The organism is Martinezella rhizogenes (assembly GCF_000799715.1).
Lineage (GTDB): Bacteria > Pseudomonadota > Alphaproteobacteria > Rhizobiales > Rhizobiaceae > Rhizobium > Rhizobium rhizogenes_C.
Genome location: NZ_JUHG01000017.1, coordinates 283234 through 302632, shown reverse-complemented (window position 1 = coordinate 302632; position 19399 = coordinate 283234). Strand labels below are relative to the sequence as shown.

Here is a 19399-nt window from a genome sequence, read left to right as displayed (position 1 = left end):
TGTGACCGGACGACGTCTCATGCGCCGAACCCGCGCGCGAAGGCACCCGTTCCGACCACGCGGCGGGCAAACATCAGGGCAATGAAGGATGGGACCCACAGCATTACCGACAGAACGGCCCCGTATTGCACGACGATCTGGCTGTTGATGAAGTTGATCATCAAGACCGGCATGGTCTTGATCTCCGGCGCGCCGATCAGCCATGCGCCTTCTGTTTCGTAGAAAGTGCTGACAAAGGTCAGCAGCAACGCGGCGGCGATCGTGGGCGCCGCCTGCGGCAGGGTGATCGACCAGAAGACGCGCACGGCCCCTGCCCCGGCATCGCGCGCCGCTTCCTCCATATGCTTGTCGACGTTCTGGAAGGCGGCAACCGGAATCCAGATCATCAGCATCAATGTGCCGACGAGCTGGATCAGCACGACGCCCCAGAAGGTGCTAATCAGCCCGAGCTTCAGAAATATGCCGGCAATGGCGACCAGAAGACCGAACTTCGGAAAGGCATGCGAGGCGAGGAAAGACAGGAAAAGGACGTCGCGGCCCGGAAACCGCAGGCGGGCAAAGGCATAGGCGGCAGGCAGGCAGATGACTGCTGAAAGAAGCGTGACGGTGGTCGCCAGCCGCAGGCTGAGAAAAACGGCATCCCACACATCGGCACGCGACAGCGTCTGGTGCCAGAAACGAAGCCCGAATTGTTGCGGGACAAGAGAGGGATAACGCCAGACTTCGCTGAATGCCCAGACACCGACAACGAGGAGCGGCAGGACGATAATCACCGTCAGGACCACCGCAAAGACGATGCCGGGCCAGTCCATGCGGAAGATTTTCGGCTGGCGGATTGCCTGCGACTGGGCAGCACTCATCGAACCCCTCCCCGGTTTTTGGCAATCGAGCGCACATAGAAGATGCCGAATACCAGACAAAAACCGAAGGTTACGACAGCCTGGGTGAGCGCATTCAACGGATCATCATTGTCGCCGAAGGTCCGCTGCATGAAAGGCCCCATCATTTCCGGCGAGGCCCGCCCCAGCATGTAAGGCAGCGTAAAAGCCGAGAAAATGCCAAGCACGGCGAAGGAGCCCGTCACTAGGAGCGAATTGCCCATGCGGGGCAGGATAATCGAGACGAAGACGCGCAAGGGTGACGCGCCGACGTCGCGTGCCGCTTCCACGGAACTGTTGGAAATGGAGCCGAGACCAGCAGTCAACATCAAGACGGTCAGCGGCAGGTTGTCCCATACGAGACCGATCACCGGGCCCCAGGGGGTAAGATAGGGTGTCGGAAGCTTCGGCAGGCCGATGGAATTGAGGATGAGATCGACAGCGCCATTGGGGCCGATGGTGCGGATCAAGGCATAGGAGAGGATGATCGAGGGCACGAACATCGGAAAGATCGCCAAAGCCTGCACGTAAGCGGCCAGCCGTCCGCGTGAAAAGCGCAGGTAGAGCGCAATCGGCAACCCGATCGCAATCAGCAGCACACCACAAACGGCCGTTGTCCATAGTGTCAGAGATAGATTGGCGAGACTGTAGGCGTCAGTGAAGAAGAAGCGATAGGAGGCGACGGAAAAGGCGATCTCGCCATCGGTGCCCCGGACAAAAATCGTCGTCAGCACCGCCGAGATGATCGGATAGATGATCAGCCAGACCACCAGCAGCACCGGCACGGCGACCAGCGCCAGTCCCACAAGCTTGCCATTTATGTCCGGCGCGCGTGCTCGCGCCGGAGCTGTCTTTGCCGCAAGATCGGACATCAGGTGCGGCTGATATTCGGAGCGACGTTACGATACCAGCCGTCATTCACGGCCTTTTCCCAGTCCCCGCTCGGGAAAGTAGGGATGGTCGCGGGAATGACGTCGGCATATTTCCGGCGCAGCTCATCCGAAAGATGATCCCAGGAAACACCGGGGAAGCCGCCGATCTCGGTAATGATGGCTTCCTGTATTTCCTTCGTCAGCATGAAGGCGGCAAGCTTCAGCGCCGCGTCCTTGTGGGCACCGTTCGAGAACACCGTCATACGGGAAAAGTCGCCGCAAAGCGCCAGATCGGTGAGCTGCACGAGACCTGTCGTTTCCGGCAGGACACCTTGCGAAATCGCCTGCAGAACCTGATCCGACCAGACCGGCGTCATCGTGACGACGCCCTGGGCGAGCAGCTGAATCGACTGGGTGTTGCCGGCCGTATAGGCACCATGGTCGTAGAGAGACGGGGCGATATCGGACAGAAGTTTCCATGCTGGGTTCAGCATCGCTTCGCCGGCCTCAGCCGAATAATTATCGATGGTGAACTTCTTCAGGTCGCGGCCATTGACCTCATGGATCGCGCGGCGGACGAAATTGCCGCCCGAACCGCCCTTGTCGGGACGGTTGTAGATGAACTGTCCCGGATTGGCCTTGATCCAGGCAACGAGCGCTTCCCAGGTCTTCGGCGCCTGCGCCGGATCGAGTTTTGTCTTGTCATAGGCAAGCAGGACCTGCGATCCCCGATAAGGGAGCGAGAATTCACTGTCCCTGGCGAGTGGATTGATCGTGTCGAATCCAGGAATATTCGCCGCCGACAGCTTCACCCAGAGCCCGGCATCTGCGCCGCCGGTCGGCAGGCGCGGATTGAAAGCCTCGAATATATCGGCTTGCGGATCTGTCTGGGTCTGGAGGGCTGCCAGAGCCCGATCGCCGATGGCCCGAAGACCGTTGTTGTCGCCGGCGTCGGTGACTTTGACACCAATGCCGGGATGGGCTTTTTCAAAGGCCGGGAGAACGATGTTGCTCCAGAAGTCGATAATGTTCTGATCCGAGCCGCTATAGAGGTTGATCACCTCTTCGGTAGCAAAGGCAAGACGCGGCATCGTCAGGGCGCCTGCGGCAGCGGAAAATGTGATCAGAAATTCGCGCCTGTTCATGAGCCTTCTCCATCATATCTCTGTCGCGCGATCGCGCTGGAAGGGCTCCTGCTAACCTTGGGTCATGACACCGCTGTGACAGAAAGGGCCGGGAATGATGGCTTTCGCGGTGTCGAAGACAGTGTCGACCTCCGCCAAGGTCGCGCTGCGTCACAAACCGGCACACAAAGGCCTTTCCTATTTGGCAACAAACGACTAAGTCGCTCTTTCTTTTATCGGAAACCGAATATTTGCGTTTCGTTAACCCGCTTGCCTTAGCAGGCCACACCCCGGCGTTCGCGCCGCATTGCCTGCAAGGAATTCATGAATGGCCCCCCACAATCAATCCACCTCAACCGAGATCTTCCAACGCAAGATCTCGGATTTCTGCGCGTTGCGGCTCGCGCCGCTGCTGCGGCAGCGGACGTTCGAAAACGTCCAGGCCTACATGATCGGTCTTGTTCAGTTTCGATCGCATCCACCGACGAGAGCAGGCAAGATCGATTGGCAGGCAATCGCCCTTGCCTGCGATATGGAAAGCGAGCTCACGGCCGAAGTGAAACGTGCCGTTCAACCGGGTTTCGATGCCATCGCCCGCTATCTGGGAACGAGCCGGCCAAATCAACCGAGCACAAGCGCGCCCCTCTCCCGCCGCCCCCCGAGCAAGCGGATCAAGATCGGCGCGAACAATTCCCAGGCTCCAGCCATATCTCTCAGAAAAGCGAAGGCCACTTCCTCCGACAGGCGATCGCCGCCGCTAACAGCAATACCAAACCGCAGCCGATGGGCCCCATAAGGCCCGTAACCCACGGAGGCGTGTACCGGGCTGAACCTTGGCATCTATCTGCACGGCGCGAACCAGGAACAGGGTAGAAGATCAATTCCAGACCGGTTCAGCATGCACCCGCTTTCAAATATCCAACTCAATTGACGGTGACGCTCTTCCAACCGCCATCATATATCCAGAGTTTATGATTGGTCGTATCGTATTGCATGGGCACCATACCTTTCACTGCGGTAGGTACGCCTGTCGGAGCGCCTGATGTCGCCGGTATATAGGGGAACCCAGTAGAGGCATTCGTGGACAATGATTGCTGCCCTATTTGGACGCCGCCGCCGGACGGATTAAGTGCCAGCGGCTTTGTTAAAGCGCCTGCTTCTATGCTCTGAAACACAAAGAGATCATTGACCGGATCATATCCCATGCCGAGGCGCTTTTCCGGGGAGGCGAAATCGGCGATATAGACATTCCCGCCGTTGGGACAGGTGTTGTCTCCATATGCACAGCTTTTCCATGAAGCATTTGCGATGGATGCTTGCGCTCTCAGCGTTCCGGCGAAATCCCATGGGTAAGCGGCGAAAGGATTTCCGTATCCAACGCCGTTTTTTCCTTTGCTGATAATTTGCAGACCAGTAATCGAACTGTCGATACGGTATGCGGCGGTAACGCCGCTTAACGGACCTGCGGTTATCAGGCCGGTCATGTTGTTTCTGGTGTTTTCGCTTGTTGCCTGAATGGCAACGCTTTGATTTTTTCCGGAGAGGCTGAAGTTGTTTACGATCAGACTTCGGACCCAGGGCGCTCCCGAGGTATCAATGAGCAGTGCCGGGTATGCCGCCAATCCGGCGGCACTGGGATCTGTGCATTGCAAATTATTGAATGTCGCAGGACCCTTGAAGTTTACGCAGTATTTCTTGGGATTCTTGATCAGGACGTTCGACCACACAGAATTATCGGCATAGAAATCGTTCCATATCCCATAGTTTTCAGGGTTGTAGATAGCGATGTTGGTATAGGTTGAATTCGGGGCAAAAGCTGAAAATCCAATTCCTGATTGGTGAGGGCCGCCATGGGGATCGCTCTTTGCATTGAATGAGGAAATATTGCTCCAGGAGCCGTACGCTTGCGCGCCGATGTCATCGATGAAGCCGAGATAGGACTGCACATCGATCGCGTTTGAGATAATTGCACCACCGCCACTTCCATTGTCGATTCCCGCTCCATTATGCCCAAGGATAGGACCGCTCGTTGCGTTGCCAGAGCCGCACTTGGTCGTGTAAATTTTGTCCAGAGTTACGAAAGCAGGCCTTCCGGCGATGCTCTGGTCACCCTTCATGGCTCCTATGCCAATGCAATTATTATAGCCTTCGCTAATCCGCAGATTCGATCCGTGAAATCGATCGGCTTCGATCACCAATGCAACGCCGCCCCAAGGGTTACTGTCGAAGTATGTTGGTGTCGTATAGGACGCTCTTGCCGGCAGTGCGTCTATGCTCAGGTTGTCAATAACGGTGTCGGGCGCTGAAGCGAGCACATCGATAACGGGTGCGGCCGGAGAACCACTTGGCGCATTCCACTGGATAATAGTTGCTGCGCCTTGTCCTTGGATTTCCATGGTGGAAGTAATTTTTAAGGTGCTGGCTGCCGTATTCAGGCAAAAGGTTCCCGAAGGTAGGACAAGCTTTCTGCCAGCGGCCGCTGCGATGGCTGTATTCAATGAGGCCGTTGCATCAATCGAGCAGGAGGGATTATTCACGAGACCATAATCCAGCGCGTTCACCGTTCCCGTGGGCGATGGAACAACACGCGCAATCTCAGCCGTACTCAATGGCCCGGGGGAGCGCTGTAGATCTTCGGAGAAACCATTGGACGGGACGATTGCGCAGAACAAAATGCACGCACAGGAGAATTTGAAGCGGAGAACTGCATTTCTCATGAAAATCATCCCCCCATGGGCAAACGGTCCGCTCCCATATCCTCCACAATCTTAGCCAAGACACGATATTGGGGGGTGTGGTATCCGCAATACAAACGACGCCACCGTTGTACGATATGCCGCAAACGGGCACGGCACAGGCCAGCGATCCCAGCCGAATTGCAGGATCAAGAAATACAACCATAAAAAGCAATCAAGCACAGAAAAAACTAAAAGTTGACAATCGCGATGAGCGAGGCTAGGGTGCGCTTGTCGATATTTGCTTGCTGAGCTTTGGTTACCGCGCGTTTAGCACCGCGCCCTGAACGAACCTTCCTTTCAAAAATCGTTATCATCATCCGGGATGTTTTGGCGTCGCGGTTTTTCAATATTGCTATGAAAGGGTTCATCATGACCACTGGCACAGTTAAATGGTTCAATTCCACCAAGGGCTTCGGCTTCATTCAGCCTGACGATGGCGGCGCTGACGCTTTCGTTCACATCTCTGCCGTCGAGCGCGCCGGAATGCGCGAAATCGTCGAAGGCCAGAAGATCGCCTACGAACTTGAGCGCGACAACAAGTCGGGCAAACTGTCTGCTTGCAACCTTCAGGCTGCTTGAATTGATATCTGCTTTCCTTTGACCGCGGATGTACCGGCACTGTTGAGAGCATGATACCAGCGAGGTCAGGCAAGTTGCCTGGCCTTTTTTATTGGCGCCCGCTTAGCGGCCCTCAAATCCAGGACGCACCATGACAGAGAAACACAGCAAATCTCGCCAGCAGGCGGAAATTGCGTTCGGTGATGCGCAGTCGCAGTTCTTTGCGCGCAATAGTGCGGTCGACGAACTTGACTCGCTTGTCCGCGCACGGCAGGAAAAGACCCTGCGGCTGCGGGAAGCCCGCGAGGCAAAGGAATCCGAGATGCGGCAGAAAGTGGCCACTGCCCTTGCCGCAAAACGCGCAGGAAAAATCTGAGCTCCGGCTTAGAAGACAAACAACCAGGACCGAGCATTGAAAAACGCCAGAAACAACGAACTTTCCGATCGCCGCGGCGCGGCCAAGGAAGCGAAAGCCGCTCTTCTTAACGCCTTTCGCGCTGCAAAAGACAGCAACGACCCCGCCAAACTTGCCAAGCAGGCGGAGCGCCAGGCCGTTGCCGCTGCCAGGGAAAAGCGGCACGCCGAGCAGCAACGAGCAAAGCTCGAAGAGCGCGAGCGCCTGCAGGCCGAGGCCATTGAGCGTCAGGCTGCCGCTGAGGCCGCCGCCAAGGCCGAGATCGAAGCACGCGAGACAGCGGAGAAAGACCGCATCGCCCGCGAGATTGAGGAAGAGGCTGCCCGGAAGGCTGAACGCGACAAGCGTTATGCCAATCGCAAAGCGAGGCAGGCATAACGTCAAGCAAGCAGATAGGCTTCCGCCCGCGCCGCCGGGCCGTTGCCTATGGAGCACGGGGTTGCCCCGCGCTCCAGTTATTACCGATCCGGTGACAGCCGCCCGCGGCGGGCAAGCCGATGCCCTGATAGAGATCAGAGCGTGTTGCAAGTGTCGGTCCGCCCCAGATCCAGCCCCCTCAAATGATGACCGAGTGCTCAGTACCGCCTTGCGGCCATCCAGGTCATCCGAGCCCTAAAGAGCTTCCGGCGTCACACATTCGCCGATAGTCTCCTTATTTGCGTCCCTTTGGCGCCCATCACATCAAGATCTTCTAATATCCCCTTGACGTAGCAATGGGAGCGAATAAAGCTAAATTAGAAGTAGCTGTATTTGGGGGCATCGCATGCGGGGGCATCCACTCATCGAAACGGCGAATGACAGTCTTTCTCCAACAGTATCGATAAGCCGCGTAGACATATGGCTCATCAAGGCCACGCGGTATGATGATAACGGCTATCCGATCCGCTGGATTCGATCCGCCATTCCCTCCAATTCGCTCGCCTGTGTCTGGGCCTTGGTCGATGATGCAGCGTCGCGTGGCGTGTTCGGTGCGGGGGCCGATGTACAGGTCCATGCCATCGACGAAACAAATACGCGGGTCGACATTCCAGCCATCCTGAAGAGCCATCGGACTCAGGGAACGCGGGTCATCGTCATGCTCGTCGGCGTGCAGACCAACCAGTATCCCCGGGCAATGGACATTGCGCGCCCACTGCGCCAGGCGGGCGTGCCAGTCTGCATCGGCGGCTTCCATGTTTCCGGCTGTGTCGCCATGCTCGGCGAAGATGCCGAGGAGCTGGCTCTTGCGCGCGAACTGGGCGTCAGCCAATTCGCTGGCGAGGCAGAACCCGATCGCCTGGACGCCGTGCTGCAAGATGCCTTGGCCGGCACGCTGAAGCCGCTTTACAATCACCTCAAGAAAGAACCCGTCCTGCCGGGTTCGCCGGTGCCTATCCTGCCGGGGCCTATCGTGCGGCGCTCCTTCACGCATTGGTCGAGCTTCGATCTCGGCCGCGGCTGTCCGTTCGAATGTTCCTTCTGCACCATCATCAACGTGCAGGGCCGTCATAGCCGCTTCCGCACGGCAGACGAACTCGAGAAGATTGTCCGCCTGAATGCAGCCGCCGGCGTCACCAAGTTTTTCGTGACTGATGATAATTTCGCCCGCAACCGCAACTGGGAAGCCTATTGCGACCGGCTGATCGAGCTGCGCGAGCGGGAGGGGCTGGAGGTACGACTGCTGATCCAGGTCGATACCATGGCGCATCGCATTCCGGGCTTCATCGACAAGGTGGTAAAGGCCGGCGTGAGACTGATCTTCATCGGGCTGGAAAACATCAACCCCGACAATCTCGAGGCGGCCAAGAAACGCCAGAACCGCATCGAGGAATATCGCGAAATGGTGCTGGACTGGAAGCGCCATCCCGTAGTGGTCAGCTGCGGCTACATCATCGGCTTTCCCGCCGATACCCGGGAATCCATCCTGCGCGATGTCGATCTGATCAAGCGAGAGCTTGCGATCGATGTCCTGTATTTCAACATCCTCACCCCGCTGCCCGGCAGCGAGGATCACAAGAAGATGAAGGATGCGGGCGTATGGATGGACCCCGACTTCAACAAATATGACCTCAATCACCGCGTCACCCATCACGCACGCATGAGCGACGCCGAACTCGACGCCGTTTTCCACGAGGCCAGCGCGCGCTATTACGACTTCGAGCATATGGAGCGCATATTCAAGCGCCGGGTACAGCTCAAGAACGGCATGCGGCTGACGACGCTTTACAATCTGATTGCCTATCGCGAGGGACCACGGCGCGAGGGTGTTGCGTTCGCCGAATTCGGGCTTGGCCGCATCATCGACCGCCATGAGCGGCGCTATGGCATGCCGCGCGAAAATCCGTTTCCCTTCTATGCCCGCTATGCCTGGCGCTTCGCGCGCACCATCGTAGCCTATGCCTATACCTATGTCCGCTTGCGCCTGAGCGTCGCCAAGGCGTGGCGCGCCTGGGGCCGCCAGGATCTCTTTCCCTATACCGATGAAGCCATCGCCACCATCGACATGCGCAACGATCCCCTCGTGCAGGAGACTGCGGCGCGCAGCACGGCTTATACCAAGCGCCGTCAGGAAAACCGGCTGAAGGCGCGGCTGGGTGAAGCTACATATACTGACCAAGGCACCGAAGTTGCCGGTCGTTGATAGGGTGTGCCCGCGTTACCGATGCTGCTGCACGCTCTCGATAAAGCGCCTGACGACCCCGGACGGGGTTTCGTCCCGGTAGGCGAGGTGTAGCGGCGCAACCAGGCCCGCCGCCTTCTCGATCCGAAAATAAACGATGCCATTCGCTTCCAGACGCGCCATGCATTCAGGGATGATCGAAATCCCGAGGCTGGCGGCAACGAGGGTCAGTGTCGACAGCAAACGCGGCGCCGCCTGGCGCTACGCGCCCCCCTCCCCATCGACAATGTCCAACCTGCGCACTCACGATACGCAACGCGACAGAAAAGCCGAATTCTACCCTGACTGCGCTCGCATTGGCGCATGCACGCCCCAGTTTCGGGAGGTTTGCAACCAACCGGAGGTGCCGGACGGCATTTCAGAAATGCTTTGGAAAAAAAGATCTGCATTTCACATCCGATCAGTGTGGGTCGAAAGGCACGCAACGGTCCGTGCGATGCATGACGAAAATTAGTGAGGTTTTGGATTTTGAAGTCGAACGTTCGGAAATTTGTGTTTCACGATCTGCAGAAAATCGATGGCTACATTGATCCGCCAGACGCCCTGGTCTTCCTGTCGCTGATAGAGAAACAAAGGGAAAAGAACCTGTCCGGCGGCCTTGCCGAAATCGGCGTCTACTACGGCCGTTCCTATTTTCTGCTGCGCAAGCTCAGCGCGCCGGACAGCAACGTACTGGCCATCGACCTTTTCGATATCGAAGAAGATGACGCGCAATACCAGCGCTTCCTCGACAATGGCAAATCGCTGGGAATTCCCGTTGACGAGGAACTCGTCATATCCGGTGATAGCACCATGCTCGATCCACAGGCGATCACCGACAAGATCGGCCAGGTTCGCTTCTTCAGCATCGACGGAGGGCATCTGCTCCATCATGTGGTCGCCGATAGCCGCCTGGCGAAAAACGTTCTGGCGGATCACGGCATCATCGCTTTCGATGACACTTTCAATCCCGCCTGGCCTGAAGTGACCATCGGCGTCTCGGATTTTCTGCGCAGGAACAGTGATACATTCGCGGCTTTCTGCATGACGAAATACAAGACCTATGTCTGCCGCCGGGAGTTTCACGACCTCTATCAGACGGCGGTCATGGACGCGTCCCATCTCAAGCCGTTCGAGCAGGCCGAGATGGATTTTTTGGGCTCCAAGGTCATCCGGCTGCACAATCCCATCAACCGCCGGGTTGCCTATGAACTCATGCAACGATTGGGCATGAGCGCGCTGTCCCAATGGGCTTATTGCCACGGCTAAGCATAGGAGGCCGCGTGATTCACACGCGGCCTCGCAAGAAACGAAAATGCCTCTTGCGCCAGCCTATGCCGGCAAGCGGCTTCGTGCCTTCTGGTTTTGCGCCTCCTGCGCCGACTTCAACTGTGCCTTGGTGTACATCAGGGCATGAGCCGCCAGATCTTCGCTGTCGTCCCACAGGTTGCGCCAGATGCCCAAAATCCCCTCGAGCGGCTGGCCGACGACGCGTGACGAGAAGGATTCAAAGGTGATCGGCCCGTTGTAGTTCGCCTTCACCAGTGCGCGAAATACACCCGCCAGATCGATCGAGCCCGAGCCCATATAGCCGCGATGGGAATCGCCCGTATGGAAATAACCGAGGTAATCGCCGGTCTCGATGATCGCCTGCGAGATATCCGATTCCTCGATGTTCATGTGATAGACATCGAGATGAACCTTGACGTTCGGCGCGCCGATGCGCTTGCACATTTCCACGCCTTGAGCCGCCGTATTGAGGACATTGGTCTCGTAGCGATTGACCACTTCCAGCCCCATGATGACGTTGCTGGCCGCCGCCTTCTCCGCGACGCGGCGAAGGATATCGACGGACTGGCTGACGCCGTCTGCGGTCGGCGGCACGGCATATTTCTGGAAAGCGGAATAGAGAATGCCGGCGATATGGGTCGCGCCGAGATCGCGGGCAAGCGCCACCGCGCGCTCCAGCTTGGCTTCGCCCCGCTTCATCTTATCGGGATCGTTGCTCGAGATATCCTCCTCTGCGCCCATCCCGAACGAGAACGTGCACCCCAACCCATGCCTGTCGAGCTCCGCCCGTGTATGGGCGGGATCGATCTCGTTCATATCCATCGCCGAGACTTCGATCAGATCGTATCCGGTCGTGGCGGAGCGGGCGATCGCACGCGTGCTCTCCTCCCTGCTCCAGCCTTTTTCCCAGACGAACGCATGCACACCGAGCTTGTTCATTGAGTATCTCCTCCTCCATCTCCGACGACGCCTCATGTTCCACGCCGCACGATCAGCCACCCCAAAAAGTGCTAACCGGAGCAATATTGACACGCTCGAACGGAAAGTCTAGCTTTTCATAAAACGTTTTACGGGAGGCTCGGCACCGCCGGGAAAGTACGTTGAAGCGCAGACAGCCGGTTTCGATCAAGACAGTTGCCGAGCGCGCGGGGGTCTCTCCCGCCACGGTTTCGAACGTCTTGAACGCAAAGCCGAGCGTGGCGCCCGAACTGATCGAACGCGTCCGCAGCGTGGTTGCCGAACTCGGTTATGTCACAGACAGCAACGCCTCCCGGCTGCGTTCCGGCAAGCACTCGCTCGCCGGCGTCGTTGTGCCGGATCTTTCCAACCCGATGTTCGGGACCTTCGTATCGACGCTCGAAACACTCGCCAGAGAGGATGGCTTCGATCTCCTGGTCGTCAGCGCCGCAAACGATGTGGAGCAGGAAAGAGAACGCCTACACGCCATCCGTTCCTGGCGGCCCGCCGGCCTGATCGTCATTCCCTGCGACGGCGCGCTCAGCGATCGGACACCCCCGTCCATGCATATGCCGATCGTCGTCGTGGACCGTCTGACGGACGACCCGGACTATGATCTGATCGCCGTCAACAATGCGCAATCGGCCGCCGCAATCGCCGCCCATCTGTCGAAGCAAGGCTATCGCTCCTGCACGGTTGCCGGCAGCATGCTGTCGATCAGCAATATTCGCGAACGCTGGGAGGGTGCTGCTTCGGCCGCCGGTGGCATGGCGCTCTCCATGCTCGAAGTCGGGCTTGAGGCGAAAGGCATTCGCCAGCGACTGCACGAGATGCTCACGCAGCAGCAGCCGGAAGCGCTTTTCGCGCTCGACCATATCACCGCGCTGATCGCCTATCAGACGATGACCGATCTCGGTCTTTCCGCGCCCGGCGATCTCGCATTCGCTTGTTTCGACGAGGCCGAATGGATGCGCCTCGTTCGACCCGCAATTACCACCGTCCGTCAGCCAATTGAGGAAATGGCAACGGCCGCCTGGCAGCAGCTCTCCCGCCGAATGGGAGGGAATGCCGATCCCGTCAGAACTTTGCGTCTGGCGTGCTCGGTGGAGGTTCGCGGCTCGACGCTGCGAGAAGGAGGGCGGTCTAGCACGGCTGCTTGAAAATAAAACGGAGGAGGAGAACATCATGGAAATTTCAAGACGCAGTCTACTCGGCACGCTGACCGGCGGAGCCGTGGCAGGGGTCTTCGGCTTGCCGAACCTGACGTTGGCGCAGGCAAAGCAGGTTCAGGCCGGCATCGTAGTGAAGATCGGCGGCATCCCGTGGTTCAACGCCATGGAGATGGGCATCAAGAAGGAATCCCAGGCCCTCAAGGCGAATGCATGGATGATCGGCCCGACACAGGCCGACGCTGCCCAGCAGGTCCGCGCCATCGAGGATCTGATCGCCCGCAAGGTGGACGTCATCGGCGTGGTGCCGAACGACGCGGCCGCCCTGGAGCCGGTGCTCGGCAAGGCCAAGGCTGCCGGCATCAAGGTGATCTCGCATGAAAGCCCCAACCAGAAGAACAATGATTGGGACTTCGAGCTGACCACCGTCGAGGCCTACGGCGAACAGCATATGGATCTGCTCGCCAAGGAGATGAAGGAGGAAGGCAAGTACATCGTCTATGTCGGCTCGCTGACCGTGCCGCTGCACAATGCCTGGGCCGACGCGGCGATTGCCTACCAGAAGAAGAAATATCCGAAGATGGAGATGCTCGGCGACCGCTTCGGCGTTGCCGAAAGCCTCGATGACTCGATCAAGACGACGCAGGACCAACTGCGTGCCCATCCCGATCTGAAGGGTATCCTGACCTTCGGATCGCAAGGGCCGATCGGCGCCGCGAAGGTGCTGGACGATCGCGGCAAGGCGAAGTCCATCGTGCTCGTTGGCGGCTTCTCGCCCGGCCAGGGGATCAAATATGTCAAAAGCGGCGTGATCCGCGGCGGCTATATCTGGAATCCGCTGATCGCGGGCCAAGTCTTCGTGCAGCTCGCGACCTTGCTCGCGGCCGGCAAGGAGATCACCGACGGCATGGAACTCGTCGAGGTCGGACCCGTCAAGGTCTTCCCCGAAAAGCGCCTGATCCAGGCACAAAAGCTCGAGTCCCTGGACAAGGAAAACATCCAGCGATTGGCAGATCTGGGGCTTTAAGCCCCCGCCTTGCCAAGAAGGCGACGCCGCCGGAGGGGTTTCAACGCTCCTCCGGCCGGTGTCCTTCTCGCGATGATCAAGCCGAACATGGGACTTTCCGATGAGTGCACAGGATCCATTTTTACGTCTCAGCAAGATCACCAAGCGCTTCGGCGGCGTGTTGGCGCTCGACGATATCGATTGGGAGGTCCGGGCGGGTGAGATCCATTGCCTGGTCGGCGAAAACGGCTGCGGCAAGTCCACCCTGATCAAGACGGTGGCCGGCGTGCATCCACCGACATCAGGCGAGATCGAGATATCAGGCAAATCCGTTCTGCCACTCACTCCGTCTTCAGCGCGCGCGCTCGGCATTCAGGTCATATTCCAGGACCTGTCGCTGTTCCCCAACCTCAGCGTCGCCGAAAACATCGCCATCGAAAGCCATCTGAAAAGCGATCTTCGGCCCGTTTCCTATGCCGGCATGAGGAGGCTCGCGCTTTCGGCATTGAAACGGCTGGATTTTCATCTCGATCCGGATGCCGCAGTCGCCGACCTGTCGGTCGCCGAAAGGCAGATCGTCGCGATCTGCCGTGGCATTGCCGCTGAAGCGCGGCTGATCTTCATGGACGAGCCGACGGCATCGCTCACACGCAGCGAGGTCAAGCGGTTGCTCGCCATTGTCACCCGCCTGAAGGCCGATGGCATCGCCGTGGTCTTCGTCTCACACCGGCTGGATGAGATCGTCGAGATTGCCGAGCGCGTCACGGTCATGCGCGACGGACGCAAGGTGGGGACCTATCCGGCATCCGAAGTCGATCAGCGTCGCATCGGGCATCTGATGACCGGGATCGATATTTTCCAATCCGTCGTCGCCCGCGACATGTCATCGAGCAAGCCGTTGCTCGAGGTCTCCTCGCTCAGCCGCCGTGGCGAATACAAGGACATCAGTTTCACCATCCGGCAGGGCGAAGTACTAGGGATAACCGGCCTGTTGGGCGCCGGGCGAACCGAACTTGCGCTCAGCCTTTTCGGCATGACCCGACCGGATAGCGGCACGATGACGCTTGATGGCCGCAAGCTATCGCTGCGCTCGAACCGCGATGCCGTGCGCGCCGGCATCGCCTATGTCTCGGAAGACCGCCTGAGCCTCGGCGTCATTCTCCGCCAATCGATCGGCGATAACCTCATACTGGCAGTGCTGAAGAGCCTGCGTGGGCGGCTGGGTCTGATCCCGGACCGCAGCCGTCGCACGCTTGCCACCGAATGGGTGAACCGCCTGGCGATCAAGATACCCGGTCTCGACAGGCCCGTCGGAACATTGTCCGGCGGCAATCAGCAGCGCGTGGTCCTGGCGAAATGGCTGGCGGCAAAGCCCAAGATCCTGATCCTCGACAGTCCGACGGTGGGTGTCGACATCAAGAACAAGCAAGGCATCTACAAGGTCGTCGCCGACCTCGCCCGGCAGGGCGTCGGCATCCTGATCATTTCCGATGAAGTCGCCGAGGTCTACGCGACCTGCGACCGCGTCCTGCACATGCGCGCCGGCCGCATCGTTGGCGAGGTCGTGCCCGGCCAGACCAGCGAACATGAGTTCGAGGAGAAAATCTATGCCTGAGATGCCGGACATCAGAAAGCTGCAGCGCCGTCCCGAGGTCTGGCTCGCCTTGGTGATCATCCTCGCCGTCATCGCGCTCAGCGCGACGGCGCCGGGTTTCCTCACTCTGGCCAATGTCGTCGACCTGCTGGAGACCTATAGCGTCCAGTCGATCATGGCGATGGGGCTTTTCGTCGTGCTGGTCTCCGGCGGCATCGACATCTCCTTCGCGGCAACGGCATCGGTCGCCCAATATGTGACAGCACTTCTGGCGACGCAATCGGGATTGCCGCCCTTCGCCTGCGTCGGTCTCGGTCTATCGGTCGGCATCCTGCTCGGCTGCATCAACGCGCTGCTGATCCACTTCATCCGCATCACCTCGATCATCGCGACCATCGCCATGATGAGCGTGTCGTTCTCGCTGCTGATGTATTTCTCACAAGGGAAATCCATCTACACCCTACCGGACTGGTGGACCGAGCGCATCGTGTTCTGGGAGCACGAGGCGCCGAATGGCGACCTGACGCGCATCACTCTGCCGATCGTCGTGATGCTGGCGGCAACGCTGTTTACCTGGTTCTTCATGACCCGGACGAAAACCGGACGGCAGCTTTATACGATGGGGGGCAATCCGGAGGCCGCCCGCCGCATCGGCGTCAATATCGCCAAGCTACAATTCATCGCCTACGGGTTCCTCGGCTTCATGGCTGCGGTCGGCGGCTTGTTGCAGGCGCATCGCGTCGGCGAAAGCGTGCCCAACGCCATGTACAATACCGAGCTTTCCGTCCTGTCGGCCGCCGTGCTCGGCGGTGCCAGCCTGACCGGCGGCATCGGCACGGTGCCGGGCGTGCTGCTCGGCATCGTGCTGCTCGCCATCCTGCAGAACGGCCTAAACCTTCTCGGCGTCTCCTCCTACTTCTTCCAGATTGTGATCGGCCTGACGATCCTGATCTCCACCTCGATCACGGTGATCAGCGCGCGCAAGCGCCGCCGCCTCAATCCGATAGGAGATGTGGCCCATGGCTGACTCGACCCATTCCCCGACCGACAACCTGTCCGCCCTTGTCGCGAGGATACGGGACGGCAAGCCCGGCTTGCTGGGGCTGTTGCTGGCACTGGTCATCGCGTTCTCGCTGACGATCCCTGGCTTTGCGAGCTGGGGCACCTTGAATTCCTTCGCGGTGCAATTGCCCATTCTCGGGCTTCTTTCGCTGGCAATGGTCGTACCGCTCATCACCGGCGGCCTCAACCTGGCGATCATCGCGACGACCAATCAATGCGCCCTGCTGATGGCCTGGATCATGCGCAGCATGACGACAGCGGATTCGTCTTCGGCCGAAGTCCTCGGCGTCGTTCTTCTGGCACTTCTGGCCGGCCTCATTCTCGCGCTCGTGATCGGCGTCGTGACCGGCACGATCGTCGCCTATACCGGCGTCCATCCCATTCTCGTCACGCTCGGCACAAAGTCCCTGATCGACGGGATCAGCATTTACATGACGCGCGGCGAGGCCCTCTCCGGCTTTCCGCAATCCTATTCGGTCGCCGGCAATTCGGTGATCGCAGGGATACCGGTGACATTCATCCTGCTGGTCGTCGTCGCCGTGATCGTCGGCATCATCCTTCGCAAGACGCCGTTCGGCATCAGTTGCGCCATGATCGGCTCCAACATGGAAGCTGCCCGTTTTTCCGCGATCGATACAAGACGGGTTCTGGTCGGCGTCTATACCATGTCGAGCGTACTCTGCTTCGTGGCCGCCGCCGTCACGCTTGCCGTCTTCAATTCGGCAAGCGCCGACTATTCGCAATCCTACCTGCTCGTGACCATCCTCGCGGCCGTGCTGGGCGGCGTCGATCCCTTCGGGGGCTTCGGCAAGGTCTCCGGGCTGATGATTGCGCTTGCCATCCTGCAGATCATCTCCTCCGGCTTCAACCAGCTCGGCATCAGCCCCTATCTGACGACGGCCATCTGGGGCCTCATCCTCATTCTCGTGATGGCCGTGCAGACAGTCTATCCGTACCTCACCTTCTTTTTCGGGCCACGCAACAAACGAGCGGACCGCCCATGAAAACCATTGCCGTTTTCGATACCGGCAAGACGAACATCAAGCTCTCGGTCACCAACGAGGCCGGCGGGCTGATCGAGACATTATCGACACCCAATACCGTTCATGACGGTCCGCCCTATCGTCATCATGACCTTGCCGCCATTGAAGCCTGGCTGCTCGATGGGCTCGCCACATTGGCCAACCGCCATGACATAACCGCCGTCGTCTGCACCGCACATGGCTCTGGCGGGGTACTGGTCGATGACGACGGGCCGGCCATGCCGATGATCGACTACGAGCAGGCGGTCCCTGCGGAGATCGATCGGGAATATCGAGAGATCGCGGGATCGTTTCGCGAGCGAGGCAGCGCGGTCATGCTGGGCGCCGCCCATCTTGCCCGACAGATGCTTTGGCTGGAGCGCGGTTGGCCGGATGTCTTTGCACAAGCGCGGCATTTTCTCGCCATTCCGCAATATTGGGCCTGGCGGCTCTCAGGCGTCGCCACCTCCGAAGTGACAAGCCTGGCGGCGCAATCGCATCTCTGGTGCTCGGCAGACGCCAGACCGGCGAGGCTGGTCGAGGCAAGGAGCTGGGAGCGGCTAATCCCGCCGCTACGACCGGCATGGTCGAGGCTTGCCGATATCAAGCCTGAGATTTCTAGACGGACGGGCGTGAAACCGACGACGGCGATCCTGTGCGGCATCCATGACTCCTCGGCGAACTTCTATCAGTATCAGGCGGCCGGCCTGCACGATGTCACCGTCGTCTCGACCGGCACCTGGATCGTGGCGATCAGCGATCGCTCCGGTCCTGATTTCGATGTCGAGCGCGCCGGTCTTTGCTGCAATGCCGACGTGGAAGCGAGACCCCTTTCCGGCATGCTGACCATGGGCGGCCGCGAGTTCGCGATGGTGGCGGGCGAGGACGACCGCCCAACGACGGAGGACAGCCTCGCGCGCCTGATCGAGACGCGCACCATGGCGCTCCCTTCCTTCGGCAGCGATGACGGCCTGTTTCCGGGAACATCGCGAAAGGGTCGGCTCACAGGTCCGCTTGCCGACCATGGTGACCTGCGCCATGCGCTCGCCCTGCTCTACGCCGCCCTTCTGACGGACAGATGCCTTCAGCTTGTCCAAACATCGACGGTGGTTCTGGACGGCTCGTTCGTGCGCGACCCGCTCTACAGCGCGCTTATCGCCGCCCTCAATCCCGGCCGCCGCGTGTTCGTCAACGCCGATCGATATGGAACGGCAACGGGTGCTGCCCTGCTGGCATCTCATGAGACACGGCAGGCGCCAGCCCCTTTGGCCCTGAAAGCGGCAACACCCTTTTTACACCCCACCCTTGATGAATACCGAGAGCGCTGGCTGCGCGCGGCCCAAACTGGAGGACAAGATGATGGACTATGACGATCGCCGCCAACGGGAGGCCATGGTTGAAACCTGCCGCAAGATGAATGCGAGCGGCATCAATCAGGGAACCGCCGGAAATGTCTCGATCCGCAATCCCGGCGGCTTTCTGATCACGCCGACCTCACTGCCCTATGACGAGATGAAACCCGACGATCTTGTGCAGATGAATTTTGACGGCACCTATGAAGGCCGCCGTCGCCCGTCGTCTGAATGGCGCTTTCATCGCGATATCCTCGCCGCGCGCGACGACATCAACGTCGTGCTGCATTGCCATTCGATCTACGCGACAACGCTCGCCTGCCATCACAAGACGATCCCGAGTTTCCACTACATGACGGGTATTGCCGGTGGCACCACGATCCGCTGCGCGAAATACGCGACATTCGGCACGCAGGCACTCTCCGACAATGCGCTGGAAGCCCTTCAGGACCGCCTCGCCTGCCTGCTTGGCCAGCATGGCCAGATCTCGCTGGGCAAGACCCTGCCATCGGCATTGGCGCTTGCCATCGAGGTCGAGACGCTTTCGCGGCTCTACGTGCAGGCCTTGACACTCGGAGAACCGCCGGTCCTCCCGGATGAGGAGATGGAACGCGTGCTGCAGCAGATGAAGAATATGAGCTATGGTCAAGCGCCGGACCTCGACGGCGTCAATGACATCGCGCGGCCAAAGCCAGCCTGACCGCTTCCGACCCGATCGTTTCAG

General features: G+C 59.3%; 18 protein-coding genes. 12 read left to right on the top strand and 6 right to left on the bottom strand.

The genetic code is table 11. From position 1 onward, the window contains the following. Positions 1-17 precede the first annotated feature (17 nt). From EX00_RS25785 to EX00_RS25765, 4 genes are all read right to left on the bottom strand, one after another. Positions 18-860, bottom strand: a complete 843-nt coding sequence (locus EX00_RS25785) for an ABC transporter permease (protein WP_047464302.1) — start codon at positions 858-860, stop codon at positions 18-20. Beyond that, positions 857-1750, bottom strand: coding sequence for an ABC transporter permease (locus tag EX00_RS25780; RefSeq protein WP_047464301.1), 894 nt, complete (start codon positions 1748-1750; stop codon positions 857-859). Before EX00_RS25780 ends, EX00_RS25785 begins: the two co-directional genes overlap by 4 nt. Further along, positions 1750-2895: an ABC transporter substrate-binding protein gene (locus EX00_RS25775; RefSeq protein WP_047464300.1), complete on the bottom strand. Its 1146-nt coding sequence runs from the start codon at positions 2893-2895 to the stop codon at positions 1750-1752. The genes EX00_RS25780 and EX00_RS25775 overlap by 1 nt, the downstream gene beginning before the upstream one ends. A gap of 902 nt (positions 2896-3797) precedes the next feature. Further along, positions 3798-5591, bottom strand: coding sequence for a hypothetical protein (locus tag EX00_RS25765; protein ID WP_047464528.1), 1794 nt, complete (start codon positions 5589-5591; stop codon positions 3798-3800). A 390-nt stretch (positions 5592-5981) separates the two neighbouring features. On the opposite strand from EX00_RS25765, the gene EX00_RS25755 reads away from it, so the two are divergent. The 4 genes from EX00_RS25755 (at position 5982) to EX00_RS25740 (ending at position 9205) form a co-directional block, all read left to right on the top strand. After that, the gene (locus tag EX00_RS25755) at positions 5982-6191 is read left to right on the top strand and encodes a cold-shock protein (protein WP_007691656.1); all 210 of its coding nucleotides are present in this window, start codon (positions 5982-5984) and stop codon (positions 6189-6191) included. A 130-nt stretch (positions 6192-6321) separates the two neighbouring features. Continuing rightward, the gene (locus tag EX00_RS25750; RefSeq protein WP_047464294.1) at positions 6322-6546 is read left to right on the top strand and encodes a hypothetical protein; all 225 of its coding nucleotides are present in this window, start codon (positions 6322-6324) and stop codon (positions 6544-6546) included. Positions 6547-6582: 36 nt separating this feature from the next. Next, complete coding sequence (locus EX00_RS25745) at positions 6583-6963, top strand: DUF6481 family protein (protein ID WP_047464292.1); 381 nt, start codon at positions 6583-6585, stop codon at positions 6961-6963. A 385-nt stretch (positions 6964-7348) separates the two neighbouring features. Beyond that, positions 7349-9205 carry a B12-binding domain-containing radical SAM protein gene (locus tag EX00_RS25740; protein WP_047464290.1) on the top strand — a complete coding sequence of 619 codons (1857 nt, stop codon included), beginning with the start codon at positions 7349-7351 and terminating at the stop codon, positions 9203-9205. A gap of 15 nt (positions 9206-9220) precedes the next feature. Here the strand turns inward: EX00_RS25740 and EX00_RS25735 are convergent, their stop codons facing one another. After that, complete coding sequence (locus tag EX00_RS25735) at positions 9221-9427, bottom strand: LysR substrate-binding domain-containing protein (protein WP_047464288.1); 207 nt, start codon at positions 9425-9427, stop codon at positions 9221-9223. A gap of 285 nt (positions 9428-9712) precedes the next feature. Between EX00_RS25735 and EX00_RS25730 the strand changes: the two genes are divergently transcribed. Further along, positions 9713-10492 carry a class I SAM-dependent methyltransferase gene (locus EX00_RS25730; RefSeq protein ID WP_047464286.1) on the top strand — a complete coding sequence of 260 codons (780 nt, stop codon included), beginning with the start codon at positions 9713-9715 and terminating at the stop codon, positions 10490-10492. 63 nt (positions 10493-10555) lie between these two features. On the opposite strand, the gene EX00_RS25725 is transcribed toward EX00_RS25730, so the two are convergent. Beyond that, positions 10556-11452, bottom strand: coding sequence for a sugar phosphate isomerase/epimerase family protein (locus EX00_RS25725; protein WP_047464284.1), 897 nt, complete (start codon positions 11450-11452; stop codon positions 10556-10558). 161 nt (positions 11453-11613) lie between these two features. Between EX00_RS25725 and EX00_RS25720 the strand changes: the two genes are divergently transcribed. The 7 genes from EX00_RS25720 to EX00_RS25690 all read left to right on the top strand — a co-directional run bounded on the left by EX00_RS25720 (position 11614) and on the right by EX00_RS25690 (position 19375). Then, on the top strand, positions 11614-12630 hold the full coding sequence (locus EX00_RS25720) for a LacI family DNA-binding transcriptional regulator (RefSeq protein ID WP_047464283.1): 1017 nt from the start codon (positions 11614-11616) through the stop codon (positions 12628-12630). A gap of 25 nt (positions 12631-12655) precedes the next feature. Next, on the top strand, positions 12656-13666 hold the full coding sequence (locus EX00_RS25715; RefSeq protein ID WP_047464282.1) for a substrate-binding domain-containing protein: 1011 nt from the start codon (positions 12656-12658) through the stop codon (positions 13664-13666). 100 nt (positions 13667-13766) lie between these two features. Then, the gene (locus tag EX00_RS25710) at positions 13767-15260 is read left to right on the top strand and encodes a sugar ABC transporter ATP-binding protein (protein ID WP_047464281.1); all 1494 of its coding nucleotides are present in this window, start codon (positions 13767-13769) and stop codon (positions 15258-15260) included. After that, positions 15253-16266, top strand: a complete 1014-nt coding sequence (locus EX00_RS25705) for an ABC transporter permease (protein ID WP_047464280.1) — start codon at positions 15253-15255, stop codon at positions 16264-16266. The genes EX00_RS25710 and EX00_RS25705 overlap by 8 nt, the downstream gene beginning before the upstream one ends. Next, positions 16259-17305 (top strand): ABC transporter permease, encoded by a 1047-nt coding sequence (locus EX00_RS25700; protein ID WP_047464279.1) that lies wholly within the window; start codon positions 16259-16261, stop codon positions 17303-17305. The genes EX00_RS25705 and EX00_RS25700 overlap by 8 nt, the downstream gene beginning before the upstream one ends. Continuing rightward, positions 17302-18693, top strand: coding sequence for an FGGY-family carbohydrate kinase (locus EX00_RS25695; RefSeq protein WP_047464277.1), 1392 nt, complete (start codon positions 17302-17304; stop codon positions 18691-18693). The genes EX00_RS25700 and EX00_RS25695 overlap by 4 nt, the downstream gene beginning before the upstream one ends. Beyond that, positions 18683-19375, top strand: coding sequence for a class II aldolase/adducin family protein (locus EX00_RS25690; RefSeq protein WP_047464527.1), 693 nt, complete (start codon positions 18683-18685; stop codon positions 19373-19375). The genes EX00_RS25695 and EX00_RS25690 overlap by 11 nt, the downstream gene beginning before the upstream one ends. The last annotated feature ends 24 nt before the right edge of the window (positions 19376-19399 follow it).

Coding starts and splice junctions, on each gene's coding strand:
- EX00_RS25740 (WP_047464290.1), top strand. CDS start 7,349: ATGCGGGGGCATCCACTCATCGAAACGGCGAATGACAGTCTTTCTCCA.
- EX00_RS25775 (WP_047464300.1), bottom strand. CDS start 2,895: ATGAACAGGCGCGAATTTCTGATCACATTTTCCGCTGCCGCAGGCGCC.
- EX00_RS25705 (WP_047464280.1), top strand. CDS start 15,253: ATGCCTGAGATGCCGGACATCAGAAAGCTGCAGCGCCGTCCCGAGGTC.
- EX00_RS25700 (WP_047464279.1), top strand. CDS start 16,259: ATGGCTGACTCGACCCATTCCCCGACCGACAACCTGTCCGCCCTTGTC.
- EX00_RS25695 (WP_047464277.1), top strand. CDS start 17,302: ATGAAAACCATTGCCGTTTTCGATACCGGCAAGACGAACATCAAGCTC.
- EX00_RS25750 (WP_047464294.1), top strand. CDS start 6,322: ATGACAGAGAAACACAGCAAATCTCGCCAGCAGGCGGAAATTGCGTTC.
- EX00_RS25715 (WP_047464282.1), top strand. CDS start 12,656: ATGGAAATTTCAAGACGCAGTCTACTCGGCACGCTGACCGGCGGAGCC.
- EX00_RS25690 (WP_047464527.1), top strand. CDS start 18,683: ATGGACTATGACGATCGCCGCCAACGGGAGGCCATGGTTGAAACCTGC.
- EX00_RS25725 (WP_047464284.1), bottom strand. CDS start 11,452: ATGAACAAGCTCGGTGTGCATGCGTTCGTCTGGGAAAAAGGCTGGAGC.
- EX00_RS25755 (WP_007691656.1), top strand. CDS start 5,982: ATGACCACTGGCACAGTTAAATGGTTCAATTCCACCAAGGGCTTCGGC.
- EX00_RS25710 (WP_047464281.1), top strand. CDS start 13,767: ATGAGTGCACAGGATCCATTTTTACGTCTCAGCAAGATCACCAAGCGC.
- EX00_RS25780 (WP_047464301.1), bottom strand. CDS start 1,750: ATGTCCGATCTTGCGGCAAAGACAGCTCCGGCGCGAGCACGCGCGCCG.
- EX00_RS25765 (WP_047464528.1), bottom strand. CDS start 5,591: ATGAGAAATGCAGTTCTCCGCTTCAAATTCTCCTGTGCGTGCATTTTG.
- EX00_RS25785 (WP_047464302.1), bottom strand. CDS start 860: ATGAGTGCTGCCCAGTCGCAGGCAATCCGCCAGCCGAAAATCTTCCGC.